9 protein-coding genes are annotated in these 13,143 nt (G+C 71.5%); 2 read left to right on the plus strand and 7 right to left on the minus strand.

Annotation, left to right across the window (positions count from 1 at the left end; genetic code table 11):
* Positions 1-11: 11 nt before the first annotated feature.
* The 5 genes from ACZ58V_RS40065 to ACZ58V_RS40085 all read right to left on the minus strand — a co-directional run bounded on the left by ACZ58V_RS40065 (position 12) and on the right by ACZ58V_RS40085 (position 9,339).
* The gene (locus tag ACZ58V_RS40065; protein ID WP_471296210.1) at positions 12-4,229 is read right to left on the minus strand and encodes an Ig-like domain-containing protein; all 4,218 of its coding nucleotides are present in this window, start codon (positions 4,227-4,229) and stop codon (positions 12-14) included.
* Positions 4,184-6,118, minus strand: coding sequence for a glycoside hydrolase family 127 protein (locus tag ACZ58V_RS40070; RefSeq protein ID WP_471296212.1), 1,935 nt, complete (start codon positions 6,116-6,118; stop codon positions 4,184-4,186). The genes ACZ58V_RS40065 and ACZ58V_RS40070 overlap by 46 nt, the downstream gene beginning before the upstream one ends.
* Positions 6,119-6,185: 67 nt before the next feature.
* A complete protein-coding gene (locus ACZ58V_RS40075) occupies positions 6,186-7,007 on the minus strand; it encodes a carbohydrate ABC transporter permease (protein ID WP_471296302.1) in 822 nt (273 codons plus the stop codon).
* Positions 7,008-7,038: 31 nt separating this feature from the next.
* Positions 7,039-7,992 carry a carbohydrate ABC transporter permease gene (locus tag ACZ58V_RS40080; RefSeq protein ID WP_471296215.1) on the minus strand — a complete coding sequence of 318 codons (954 nt, stop codon included), beginning with the start codon at positions 7,990-7,992 and terminating at the stop codon, positions 7,039-7,041.
* A gap of 36 nt (positions 7,993-8,028) precedes the next feature.
* Positions 8,029-9,339 (minus strand): ABC transporter substrate-binding protein, encoded by a 1,311-nt coding sequence (locus tag ACZ58V_RS40085; RefSeq protein WP_468198055.1) that lies wholly within the window; start codon positions 9,337-9,339, stop codon positions 8,029-8,031.
* A 267-nt stretch (positions 9,340-9,606) separates the two neighbouring features.
* Here ACZ58V_RS40085 and ACZ58V_RS40090 point away from each other — a divergent pair, with 267 nt between their 5' ends.
* Positions 9,607-10,638, plus strand: coding sequence for a LacI family DNA-binding transcriptional regulator (locus ACZ58V_RS40090; protein ID WP_468198057.1), 1,032 nt, complete (start codon positions 9,607-9,609; stop codon positions 10,636-10,638).
* Between the two features lie 21 nt (positions 10,639-10,659).
* Here ACZ58V_RS40090 and ACZ58V_RS40095 read toward each other — a convergent pair whose 3' ends face one another.
* Entirely contained in the window at positions 10,660-11,901 is a 1,242-nt protein-coding gene (locus ACZ58V_RS40095; RefSeq protein WP_471296219.1) for a glycosyltransferase, read from the minus strand.
* Positions 11,902-12,164: 263 nt separating this feature from the next.
* On the minus strand, positions 12,165-12,554 hold the full coding sequence (locus tag ACZ58V_RS40100; RefSeq protein ID WP_468198062.1) for a cupin domain-containing protein: 390 nt from the start codon (positions 12,552-12,554) through the stop codon (positions 12,165-12,167).
* A gap of 201 nt (positions 12,555-12,755) precedes the next feature.
* Between ACZ58V_RS40100 and ACZ58V_RS40105 the strand changes: the two genes are divergently transcribed.
* The gene (locus ACZ58V_RS40105; RefSeq protein ID WP_471296222.1) at positions 12,756-13,142 is read left to right on the plus strand and encodes a hypothetical protein; all 387 of its coding nucleotides are present in this window, start codon (positions 12,756-12,758) and stop codon (positions 13,140-13,142) included.
* Position 13,143: the final 1 nt, after the last annotated feature.

The following is a 13,143-nucleotide window of genomic DNA, read 5'->3' on the forward strand; positions in this document are numbered from 1 at the left end:
ATCGTCGTGGGTCATCGGCGGGCGGGAGATGTCCCACCCGGGTCGCGCGGGGGTGTCACGGTGATCGTGGCCGTGGCGCGGTGGGAGGAGTCCGGCACGGTTCCCCTGACCTCGAAGGTCCCGGGTCCGGCGTACTGGTCCGGATCCACCGGGTCCCAGGTGACCTGGGTCCGGCTGTCCCTGGAGCCGTCGTTGTAGGTGGCGACCACCGCGGCGGGGAGCGCGGGAGGCCTGCCGGGGCGGGTGGTGACGCGTTCCTCCGCGATGCTGGTGATCTCGACCGCGTCCGTGTGCCGTACCCATACGGTGGCGGTGACCGGCTGGGCGGTGCGGTCGGCGAGGCCGGTGACCGTGACGCTGGTGCCGCCCTCGGCGACCTGGTCCTCGGTCAGGGCCGGCCAGGCCACGGGTGAGCGGGCCGTGGAGCCGTCGGCGTACACGAGCGTCACCTGCTCGGGCAGGTCGGGGACGGTGCCGCGGAGGGTGGGGATGTGGGTCTCGCGTACCGACTCCGGTGCCTCGGCGTAGACCTTCCATTCCTGGACGCCTAGGGCCAGATTCGGGTGTCCGGTGAGCTTCGCCCGCAGCGCGGTGGTGGTGACCGGGGTGAACGTGGTCCGGTTGTAGCGGTTCTCGGCGGTGCCGTAGCCGCTGGGGGCGGGGACCTCGCGCCAGGTGTCGCCGTCGCGGTACTCGATGACCCAGGAGGCCGGCACACCCACCCCGTCGGCCGCGCCTGGCTGCGCGTCGCGGAAGAAGTACAGGTCGGAGCCGTCCACGCGGACCGGTTCTTCCCAGGTGTACTGGATCCACTGGGTGTCCTTCTGGGGCCAGCTGCCCCAGCGCGGGGCGTCGGACGACGAGACCGGTTCACGGCCGTCGTTGATCGCGGCCACCGACTCCCAGCCGGAGGTGTAGGACGCGGTGGCGGTGGCGGACGGTGCGAGGTTCACCCGGCCGTCGCCGAGCTCCTCCACCTTCACGACGACCTGCTTCGACGACGTCAGCGCGCCGTCGGTGGCGGTGAGTTCGAGGGTGTAGGTGCCCGCCTTGGTGAACCGGGCGACGGTCGTGGAGGCGTGCGGGTCGTCGAAGACGACGGTGCCGTCGTCCGGGCCGTCGGCCGCCCGCCAGGAGGCGGAGAGCGTCCTCTTCGGCAGGCCGTCGTCCTCGGTGATGCCCGTGAGCCTGACCTGGCCCGGCCGGGTGTACGTCGGGTCCCGCCAGGCCTCGACGTAGGGAGGCTGGTTGCGGGCCGTCGGCGGGCGGGCGTCGGTGTCGTAGACCTGGATCTCCTTCAGGCCGCTGGTGTGGCCGTCGCGGTGGCGCATGAGCACGCGCAGCTTGCCCGTGGTCACCTCCTGGAAGCGCACCCGGTTGAGGTTGGCGCGCGGGTAGGCGGGTGACTTGGCGGGCCGTGCCACGTCCTTCCACTGGCCGGCCCGGTCCTGGTACCGCACGGTGTAGAGGGCCGGTTCGGCGTATCCGCCGGGCCGTTTGTCACTGGAGAAGTGGAGCCGGACGTCGTCGACCGCGCGGGGACGGCCGAAGTCGATCTCGTACCAGTCCTCGGTGTTCCCTGAGCCGCGGGCGCCCCAGGAGGGCTCGTTGACGGTGAAGCCGTCGACGGCACCGGCGACGCCCCGGCCCTCGCCCTCGTGGGAGGCACGGGCGGTGGCGCCGGCGGCGAGGTTGTTCCCGGCCCTGCCCGTGAGGTCCCGTCCGGCCTTGGCGAACAGGTCGGTGACGCGCTCCTTCGGGCCGTGGGTGACGTCCTGCGGCTCTGCGACATGCGCGCGCAGGCCGGTGGTCCTCGCCTTGGCTCCGCCGCCGTCGGGGAAGGTGACCTTGCGGGTCGTGGGGTCGTAGACGAGGTGGGTGAGGCGGTCGGCGGTGAAGGCGAGCCTCCCGTCGAGGTAGAGCGAGTACCCCTCCGGGACCCGCTTGCCGTACGGGCGTTTCCCGTCGCCGGGTTCGTCCCACAGGACGGCCGCGTCCGTGCCCCGGTATTTGATGTCGGTGACCGCGAAGTGCGGCCAGTCGACGTCGATCGGCCACAGCTCGATCTTCCGGTCGTCGCGCGGCCTGAACCCCATCGCGTCCTCGATGACGGTCCAGTTGGTGGTGCCGAGGATGGTGTGGTGGATCCAGGAGCGGTAGCCGATCTTCTGCGGGTCGGCACTGCCGTCTGACCAGAACTCGTTCTGGTCGGGGTACCGGTTGTCGCCGTCGACGTAGTGGGCCCAGGCGTTCCAGGAGAGCAGCTTCTTGTACCAGGTGCGGTCGATGTACTTGCTGGGGTACTTCCGCAGCACCGAGGAGAGGAAGCGGAAGGTGACGGTGGAGTTGATGACGGAGAAGTTGTTGCTCCCGGGGTGGCCCTGCTCCGCCGCTTGCGCCTTGTCGGCCTGGTTGGCCGTGAAGAACGGGAAGACGGGGTACTGCTTCGCGTCCGCCCACAGCCGCAGCGCCTCGAGGTACTGCGGGTCCTCTTCCGGCGTGGGCATCAGTCCCACGCTGTACGGGTAGTAGTTGTTGATCTCCTTCCAGGGCACCAGGGTGTCGCTGGCGACGTGCCGGTGCTTGAGCAGCTTGTCCTTCGGGTCCCAGAGGTGGTCCAGGACCGCCTTCTTCACCCGGTTCGCCGTCCCGCGCATCTCGTCGGCCTTGGCCTTCTCGCCGAGCAGGTCGTAGGCGCGGGCCGCCGCCGTCGCGTTGCTGTAGACGTAGGCGGATTCGGCGCGGTCCAGGTTTCCGGGCTTCCAGTCGAAGGAGACCGCGTCGGCGTCGTTGCCGGTCATCGCGCCCCAGTCGTACTCGATCAGCCCGTTGCCGTCCTCGTCGTAGTTCTCCAGCTGGCCGCGGACGTCCTTCTCCGCGTAGCGGGCGAGGTTGCGCACGATGCCGTCGGGGCCGCCGTGCACCTGGTAGGAGCGCCAGGCCGCCTCGGAGATGTACTGGGTGTAGCTGTTGGACCAGTTCTCCGGGTCGCCCGGGTTGTCGGTGTACTTGCCGTTCTTCGAGACCTCTCCGGCCGACACCCACGGGCCGTACGAGTAGCTCGGGTCGCGCAGGTACTTGAGGTCGTCGACGAACATGCCGACCGTGAGCGCGATGGCGTTGTTGTAGCCGAGCACGCCCTCCATGGAGGTGGGGAACTGGTAGTCGCTGCCCGGGATGTCGGCGTCGAGGTAGTTGTAGCGCAGCAGCCACCAGCGGTAGTACAGCGTCTTCTCGATGTTGTCGTCGGGGACGTCGAGGTAGGGCAGGTTCTCGGCCCACCAGCGGTTGTACGTCTGTACATGCCGGCGGAAGGCGGTGGCCGGGGACGCGGCGCGCACGGAGTCGTACCTGGGGCGGGAGTCGGCGATCTCCTCGGTGACGAAGCCGAGTTGGACCTTGGTGGTGAGGGTGCGCCCGGCCGGCAGGGTCAGCGTGCGGGACAGCGACTCGCCCTCGGTGGTGAAGCCGTCACCGCTGAAGCGGGGGAAGACGGTCGTGAGGTTGTTCTTCGCGGGCACCGCGCCGGTGAGCTCACGGCCCTCGGCGGTCGTCGTGTACGGAGAGGTGGCGCGCAGCCGGACCTCACGACGCTCAGGGCCGGTGTTGGTGAGCGCCAGGTTCGTGACGGCGGCGTTCGCCTCGGTGATGAACTTGGTCTGCGTCACCTTCAGGCCGGTGGCCTCGTGGGTGAACTCGCTGCGCCAGTGGCTGGGGGTCTGGGTGCGGGCGCCGGTGTTCTCCCGCAGGGTGAGGTTCTCGCCGTCGACGTTCAGGGTGATCGTGTACGCGGACCGGTTGTCGATGCTCTCCCAGTAGGCGACCTTGCCGGCGAAGCCCAGCTGGGACGGTGCGTGTTCCTTCATGAACACAGCGCGTCCCCGGGTGAACAGCCAGTCCCCGGCTGGGTCCTCGCCCTTGCGGGCCAGCATGCGGTCCATCCAGAAGTCGGTGCCGTCCCCGGCCTTGCGGTCGGCCTCGTACTGGGCGCGCAGGGTGCGGTGGACGGTGAAGCCGGCCGGGAGCGTGGGGACGGGGTGGTCGGATCCGGAGTAGACCGGGTAGCCGATCGCCGCGTTGTCCGCCGCTGCCGGGCCGGTGGCGGCGAGCGGGGCCAGCAGGCCCAGGGCCAGCGCCCCGGCCAGGATGCCGCGGCGGTGTCGTCTTCGCTGTGCGGGCACGGCTACCTCTCGGTCGGCGTTGTCGGGGGCGGGGTCGTCGGCAGCCACACGCGCATGGTCGAGGGGCCGCGGTTCGCCCAGGAGTGGTAGGGGACGAGGGTGATCGCCGCGGGGTCGGCCGCGGGTGCGGTGGCTTCGTCGGCCGGCCGGTACGGCCAGGCGGTGTCGTGCGGTTCGGCGAGTTCACCGGGTGCGAGGACGGTGTCGCCCGGCCCGTCCTCCGGTGCGGCGGACGCATCCACGCGGAGCGCGTCGACGTCGTGTCCGTCCGGCAGGTCGGTGGACTCAGCGCAGTACACGAGGGGGCCGCGCTGGACGGCCACCGTGCCGCGTGTGGCGTCGATGCGGGGGTCGGCCCGGATCCAGCGCGGGGTGACGGGCAGTTCGAGGCGTATCTCGTCGCCGGGGCGGAAGACCCGGGTGAGCCGCGCCGTGCCCGGGGCGACGGTACGGCGGTTCCCGTCCGGGTCGACCAGCCGGGCCGTCTCCCCCGCCGTCCACGCGGGGACGCGCAGGGTCAGGGTCCAGGGGCGGGCCGGGGAGCGGCTGATCCGCACGGCCACGGCCCCGCCGGACGGGTAGTCGGTACGGACCCGCAGCGCCACGCCCTGCCCGTCGCCCAGGGAGGTGGCCAGTTCGGCGTCGGCGTACTGGTGCAGTTGCAGGCCCTCGTCGTCCGCCGTCGCCAGATACGCGGGCAGTTGGGCGAGCGTGCGCGCCACGTTGGTCGGGCAGCACGACACCGCGAACCAGGGGGCGCGCAGGCCCGAGTCGGCGCGCGGGCTGACGCGGTCCGCCGGGGGCACGGTGCCCCGGTGACGGCGGTGCAGGGTGTTGGCGTAGAAGAAGGCCCGGCCGTCCTCGGACGGAGAGGCGGCGATCACGTTGAACAGGGTCCGCTCGGCCAGGTCCGCGAAGCGCGGCTCGCCGGTGGCCAGCAGCAGCCGCCAGGCGAGCATCACCGAGGCGACACCGGCGCAGGTCTCCGAGTAGGCGCGGTCCGGCGGCAGCACGAAGTCGTCGCCGAAGGACTCGTCGCGGTGGTGCGAGCCCATCCCCCCGGTCAGATAGGTCCGCCGGGCGACCGTCGCCTCCCACTGCCGCACGACGGCGGTGAGCAGCGCGTCGTCCCCGGTCTCCACGGCCACATCGACCGCGCCGGCCGCGAGGTACAGGGCGCGCACGGCGTGGCCGCGCAGAGCCGTGGCCCGGCGGACGGGCAGGTCGTCCTGGAAGTAGGCGCGGCCGAACTCGATGTCGGCGAGGGTGCCGTGGCCGCGCCGGCCGAGGAACAGCGCGGCCTGGTCGAGGTAGCGCTGCTCCCCCGTCAGCCTGGCGAGTTCCACCAGGGCCGTCTCGATCTCCGGGTGCCCGCAGATGCCCTGGTTGCCGCCCGGTCCGAAGGCGGCGCAGAGGTGATCGGCGGCCCGGCGGGCGATCTTCGTCAGCTCGCCCTCGCCCCGGGCGCGGGCCTGCGCCACACCCGCCTGAATGAGGTGCCCATGACAGTAGAGTTCGTGGCCCCATTCGAGGTCGCTGTAGCGGGGCTGCTGGCCGGGGCGGCCGAAGGCGGTGTTCAGGTAGCCGTCCGGGTGCTGGGCGGGGGCGATGGCGTCGGTGAGCGCCGCGACGTCCCCGTCGTACGCGGCGCCCGCCCAGGCCATGGCCTCCATGAGCTTGTAGATCTCGGAGTCGGCGAACTCCCGGCCGCGCCGGTCGGTATGGATCCGGCCCTCGGCGGCGGCCCGGAAGTTGCCGGTCCAGCCCTCGCGTTCCATCCAGTCGCGGCAGTGGCCGAGCGTCGCGGTCGCGTTGGTGTGGCGGCGCCGGGCCCAGAAGCCGCCGGTGATCCGGACCTCGTCCAGGCCGAGCGGGCGCAGCCGGCCCCGGGTCGGCGCCACCGGCAGCACGAGCGGGCGTGCCGTGTTCTCCCTCACCAGTCCATGCCTTCGTCCACGTCCTTCCGGTGGTCCGTCTTGTCCGTCGAAGCGGCTCTGTGCCGGCTCAGCCCTTGAGGGCGCCGGACATGAAGCCTCTGATGTAGTGCCGTTGCAGCAGCAGGAAGAGCAGCAGGCAGGGCACGGCCAGGACCACCACGCCCGCCTCGGTGGCGCCGTAGTCGACGGCGCCCATGCTCTGCTGCCGCAGGTTCGCGACGGCCAGGGGCAGCGGTGCCTTCTCGCTGTCGGAGATGAGGATCAGGGGTGCGATGAAGTCGTTCCAGGCGGCGAGGAACGCGAACAGTCCCACGGTGATCAGTCCCGGCCGCACCGCCGGCAGGAGCACACGGCGCAGCGCGCCCGCCGTGCCGCAGCCGTCGACGAGGGCCGACTCCTCCAGTTCGCGGGGCACCGCCTCGAAGGAGATCCGCATCATGAAGGTGGCGAACGGCAGTTGGAACATGGCCAGGACGAGGCTCAGCCCGATCAGCGAGTTCTGCAGATGGAGCCGGCCCAGCAGGACGTAGAGCGGGATGAGGAGGGTGGCGTAGGGGACCATGAGGATGGCCAGGGTCAGCAGGAACAGCAGGTTCTTGCCGGGGAAGTCGAAGCGGGCGAAGGCGTAGCCGCCCAGCAGGGACACCCCCAGGGTCAGGGCGACGGTCAGGGTCGAGACGACCGTGCTGTTGAGCAGGTACCGCCACAGGCCCGCGTCGTAGTCGAGCAGCGTCCGGTAGTTGCCGAGACCGTAACCGGACTGCTGGGCGGTGCCGGGCTGGCCGCTCACCGACGCCCAGGCGTTCCACAGCAGCGGGAAGAGGAAGATGACGGCCAGAGAGCCTGCGACGACGTAGTGGGGCGTCCGGCCCAGGGCGCGGGTGAGCACCGTGGTGTCCCTTCTCATCAGGCGGCGGGTGTCATGACTCGTCGGCGCGGCGCAGGCCCCGGAACTGCAGGGCGTTCAGCAGGAGCAGCGCGGCCAGCACGAGGATCGAAAGGGCCGCCGCGGTGCCGAGGTTCAGCCGCTGGAACGCCTCCCGGTAGATCAGCTGGACGACGGTGACCGTGCTGTTGTCCGGGCCGCCCTTGGTGAGGATGAAGAACTGGTCGAAGGCGAGCAGGGAGCCGGTCACGCACAGCAGGAGGCACAGGGCGAGGGAGGGCCGCAGCAGCGGGAGGGTGATGGAGCGGAAGATCTGGGCGCGGCTCGCGCCGTCCATCCGTGCCGCCTCGTACACCTCGTGCGGGATGCGTTGCAGGCCCACGAGCAGGATCAGCATGTAGAAGCCGGCGAACTTCCAGACGATCAGGAACACCGTCGACCACAGGGCCGACGTGGGCGAGCCGAGGAAGGACACCGGGTCGTCGACGAGGCCGAGGCCTTCGAGGATACGGCTGAGCGGGCCGGTGGTCGGGCTGTACAGGCCCCAGAACAGCAGGGACGCGGAGGCCAGCCCGAGGGCGCCGGGCAGGAAGTAGACCGTGCGGAAGAAGCCCGCGCCCGGGCGGGACTCCTGCACCAGCAGGGCCAGGAGCAGCGCCAGGGCGAGCAGGACGACCGTGACGATCACGGTGTAGAGCAGGGTGAAGCGGATCGCGGGCCAGAACAGGTTGCTGTCGGTGATGTCGGTGTAGTTCTCGGGCGCGTTGACGCCCCGGTCTCCCCCGAGCAGCGGCCAGTCGCTGAGCGACATCTGACCGACCAGCAGCAGGGGCAGCAGGAAGAAGACCGCGACGAACAGCGCCGTGGGGGCCGCGTAGGCCAGGCCCTTGGCCGTGCGCGAGCGCCAGCGGGGCGGGGGTGTGCCGACCCGCGGCTGCGGCGAGGTCATCTGGGCGGCCGTCGCCCGGTCTGCCACTTTCACCGGCATGGCTCTCCTTGGCCGTAGGACGTCGGGAGGGTCGGTTCAGTCGGCCAGTGAGGCGGTGACGGCGTCGTTGTCCTTCTCGACCGTCTTCCCGTCGCCGAAGACGGCGTGGCGCATCAGCTCCAGCCAGGGCCCGTTGGGGTCGTTGAAGGTCTGGCCGAACTTCATCGCGTACGGAGTGCGGCCCTCGGCGACGAGTTCGTTGATGGTGACCAGGCGCGGGTCGGCTTTGGAGTGCTTGTTGGACGCCAGGTCGGTGCGGGCCACCACGTCCTTGTGCGCGGCGACCACGTCGACCTGCGCCTTGTCGCCGAGGGACCAGGCGAGGAAGTTCCAGGCCTGGTCGGCCGACTCGCTGGTGGCGGAGACGCCGATGGCGTCTCCGCCGACGAAGGTGGACTTGCCTCCGTCGGGGCCGGGGATGGGCGCGACGCCGAGGTCGAGGTCCTTGGGCATCAGTCCGAGCGTGGTCGACGGCATGGGCATCACGCCGACCTTGCCCTTCGGGAAGATCCCGGTCCAGGTCGTGCCCGTCTCTTCGCGGGCGCCGGGCGCCACGATGTCGTCGCGCACCCAGCCGCGGTAGGTGTCGTAGACCTTCCTCGCGGCGTCAGAAGCGAGATTCGCTTCGGTGCCCTCCTTGTTCATGACGTCCTCGCCTGCGGCCCAGACGGACGGCCACCAGGTGAAGACGCCGCAGCCGCCGCAGTTGCCGCCGAAGAACGTGCCGTCGACACCGCCGCCCAGCGCGTCCACGGCCCGGGCCTGCCGGTCCCAGTCGCCCAGGGTCGCGGGCGGCTTCTCGGGGTCGAGCTTCGCCTTGCGGTAGAGCTCCCTGTTGTAGAAGAGCACCGACAGGTCGAGGGTGTGCGGGACGACGTACTTCTTGTCCTCGTACGTGCCGGCCTTGATGTGCGACTGGGCCAGGTGCTCGGCGAAGGGCAGGGCGTCGACGCGGTCGGTGAGGTCGGCGAAGAGGCCGCTGGACGTGTAGTTGGGCACGAACACGACGTCGGAGGCGAACAGGTCGGGCAGGTCGCGCGATCCGGCCGCCGCGCCGACCTTGGCCTGGTAGTCGTCGGTGGGGACGACGGTCAGCTCGATCTTGTTCTGGTGGCTCGCGTTGTACGCCTCGACGAGGGCCTCGCTCTGCGGCCGGGTCGCCGCGCGCGTCCACATCGTCAGCTCGGTGCCGTCGTCGACGCCGCCGGCGGCCGCTTTGCCCCCTCCCCCGCCGGAGCCGTCGTTGTCCGAGCCGCACGCGGTGACCAGGCTCGCGGTGGCGAGCAGGGCGATGGCGCCTGTGACGAGGCGGCGTATGTGTCCACGCGGTCCGGCCGTGCTCCCCATGGTCGATTCCCCTTGTGTCGCGGCGGACCGTGCGCGGGCCTGCCGGTCGGGACAATGGTGTGGTGGCACTGAACTGAGTGGCGGAAACGGGCCGAAAAGGCTTTCTGAGACGCTAAGGACGCATCCCACGACCCGTCAATCCCCTTGCGTGAAGCGGTTTCTGAGATGAACTCGAAAACGCGGACGAGGGCAAGACCGAAAATTTCCGCGTACTGTTTGGGGTGCCCTCGACGGCGTCGGCAGGCGACGCGAGACAGGAGAAGACCCATGGCACAGGCCACCGGCCCCTCGCGTTCACAGCCCGCCACCCTCAGCGACGTCGCCCGGCTGGCGGGCGTGTCGATCGCCACGGCGTCCAAGGCCCTCAACGGCCGCAGCCAGGTGCGGGCGGAGACCAGAACACGCGTGATCGAGGCGGCCGAGCGCCTCTCGTTCCGGCCCAACCAGGTGGCCCGGGGTCTGCTGGCCGGACGGACGGGCACCGTGGGGCTGCTGACCAGCGACCTGGAGGGCCGGTTCAGCATCCCGATACTGATGGGTGCCGAGGACGCCTTCGGAGCGGGTGAGGTCGCGGTGTTCCTGTGCGATGCCCGCGGGGACGCGATCCGCGAGCAGCACCATGTTCGCGCGCTGCTGGGTCGCCGGGTCGACGGCCTGATCGTGGTGGGCAGCCGGACCGATCCGCGACCCTCCCTGGGGCGGGAGTTGCCGGTCCCCGTGGTCTACGCGTACGCGCCGTCGGAGAATCCGGAGGATCTGTCCATCGTCCCGGACAGCGTCGGCGCGGGCCGGATCGCCGTGGAGCATCTGCTGGCCTGCGGCCGTACCCGGATCGCGCACATCACCGGCGACCCCGGATATGCCGCCGCGCAGGAGCGGGCCGAGGGCGCCCGGGCCGCGCTCGAGGGCGCCGGACTGGCCCTGGTGGGCGAGCCGCGGTTCGGGGCGTGGTCGGAGGGCTGGGGGCGGGCGGCCACCGCGATGCTGCTCGACCAGCACCCGGAGGTGGACGCCGTGCTGTGCGGCAGCGACCAGATCGCCCGGGGCGTCATCGACGTCCTGCGCGAGCGCGGCCTGCGGGTGCCGGAGGACGTGGCGGTCATGGGCTTCGACAACTGGCGGGTCCTGACGTCCGCGTCCCGGCCGCCGCTGACCAGTGTCGACATGAACCTCGAACAGGTCGGGCGCGCCGCCGCGCACGCCCTGTTCACGGCGATCTCCGGCGGCACGCGCCGCTCCGGCGTCGAGACCCTGCCCTGCCGGGTGGTGATCAGGGGGTCGACGGTGCCGCTGGCGTGAGTCGCGGCGCCCGGTCGCCGCTCACGACGCGAGCCGGTCGAGTGCCGCCAGGACCGGTGCCACACCGTCCTCCTCGGCCAGGCGGCGGGCGACCGCCTGGGCGCGGCTGCGATGGGCCGGGTCGCCCACGGCCCGGCGCAGGGCGGGGGCGAGCGCGTCGGCGGTGAGGCGGCGCAGCGGGACGGCGCAGGGGGCGGTGCCCAGCGCGACGAGACGGGCCGCCCAGAAACCGGCGTCGAACTGCACCGGCACCGGCACCGACGGGACACCCGCGCGCAGGACGGCGGCGGTGGTGCCGGCTCCGGCGTGGTGGACCACGGCGGCCGTACGGGGAAACAGCTGCGCGTGCGGCACATCGCCGACGGTGATCACGTCGTCGGTGCGGGCGGCGAGGCCCGCCCACCCCTGCTGGATGATGCCGCGCAGTCCGGCCGCGCGCAGGGCACGCACGATGTCGCTGCTCAGGCGCTCGGGGTCCGGCACGGTGGCGCTGCCCAGTCCCACGAAGACGGGGGCGGGCCCGGCGGCGAGGAACTCCTCCACGTCCCGGGGCAGGCTGCGGGTGTCGTGCGGCCACCAGTACCCGGCGATCTCCAGCCCGGGCCGCCAGTCCCGCGGCCGGGACACCACCACCTCGCTGAAGCCGTGCAGCACCGGCCACCGCGCCCGCTCACGGGCCCGGCGAATCGCGGCGGGGCCGGGCAGGGGCATGCCGTGCCGGGTGCGCAGTCGGCGCACGGCCCGGGTGAAGACCTGGTCGACGGCGGTGGTGACGGCCATTCCGCCCAGGTGGTTGCCCACGGTGCCGAGGGAGCGTCCGCCGAGCATGGGTGCCCCGAACTCCCGTGTCGGGTGCTGGGGTTGGAGGAACAGTCCGAGGCTGGGCAGGGTCAGCCCCTCGGCGATGGCGCGGCCCAGCGGTGCCACGGCACCGGCGGCCAGCACGGCGTCGGCGCCGCGTGCCGCCCGGACGAGGTCGTCGGTCATCTCCTCGGCCGCCGACCGGGCCATCGACACCACGCGCAGCAGTTTGCCGAGCCCTGTCGTGCTGGCGTGCAGGCCGCGGCCGCGTTCGGAGTGCAACTCGGCGTGCGGGTCGACCGGGGTCGGGTGGAAGCGCACTCCGGAGCCGGCGGTCAGCGGCTCGAACAGTCCGTGGGTGACGAGTGTGACCTCGTGCCCGCTCCGCGCCAGCCCGGCGCCCAGCCCGGTGTACGGCGCGACGTCGCCGCGCGATCCCGCCGTCATGATCACCAGCCGCATGGTCCCAGTGTGGCCCGGCGAGGCGGACGACACACGGTGTACGGGGGCAGGGGTCCGAGAATCGCCGGTGCGGGTGGTGCGTGGAGTGGATGGTGCCGCGGTGGTTCAGGCCTGTGGGCCGGTGCCCAGCGCCTCGAGGACTGGGCTCTTCGACCGAGCGCCCATGTGGACGCCGGCGCCACCTGCGAGGACGCCGGCTTCCGGCAACTTCCTGAGACCCGGGAACGGCGGCGGGACGCCCAGCGGTCTGGGTACCGTCGGTGTCACGTGCTGGACCTGGTACGAATCTGCATGCCCGGGCGACGACGGTGCACGGTCACGTAGGACAAGCCGCCGCTCCCCGCGACCAGGCTGCGTTCGCTGCCGTGGGGCAGCCAGACCAGACTGCCGGGGGCCAGGGGCTGCGGGTCTGCTGCCGGGCCGAGGGTGCCGTCACCGGCGACCACGAGCAGGAGGACGTCGAGGTCGGGCTCGGTATGCGCGTCGATACGCCCTCGGGGTGGGATGCGGATCAGGTTGGCGTCCAGCTGCCGCCCTGACTCGGCCAGTCGCCACAGCGCACCCCCCGGTGTCGAGTCGTCAGAGATGAGCGACTCGGTATTGCACAGCACCCGCGGGAGGGGGGCGCCGGGGGTCGTCTCTGCGTCGGTCATCGATCTGCCACCGTCCGGTACGTGCCTACTGCTGCCTTCGGCAGGGTACGGCCGGCCGCGACGCGAACCAGGGCGGAGACCGCGGCAGGCGACACCTGTTCGGCGTACTCGACGTGCGGCCGAAGCCGGGCACTCCGAAACTCGGAGCAAAAGTCATCGTGCCGATGGCCCTTGACGTCTTGCGCTGATGAAAGGTGTCTTGTGACCCCCGAGGAACTGACTGCGGCCGCCGACCCCACGATTCTCGGAAACTACCTGGCGGAGTTGCCTCAGCAGCCGCACCACCACGGGCCCCTGATCAGCATCCGCGAAGACGAGTTCCAGGGCCACCACATCGTCATCAAGACGACCTACGAGATCACGGTGGACGGTGCGCCCCTCACCGCTCCACTCATCGTGTCGAACGACGGTCAGGTCCACAGCCATGCCCTGCCCACCTACGAGTTCTTGTCCGCGACAGACACCATCCGGGCTCTGATCGAGAACTTCCCCGCCGACTTCCCGGGCGGCGACGGCCCTGGTGACGGCGGCAACGGAGGCCATCCGGACCACCACGGCCACGGGCCCGGCCACAAGGGGGGCGTCTGAC

This window comes from Streptomyces sp. NPDC040589 (genome assembly GCF_055594445.1).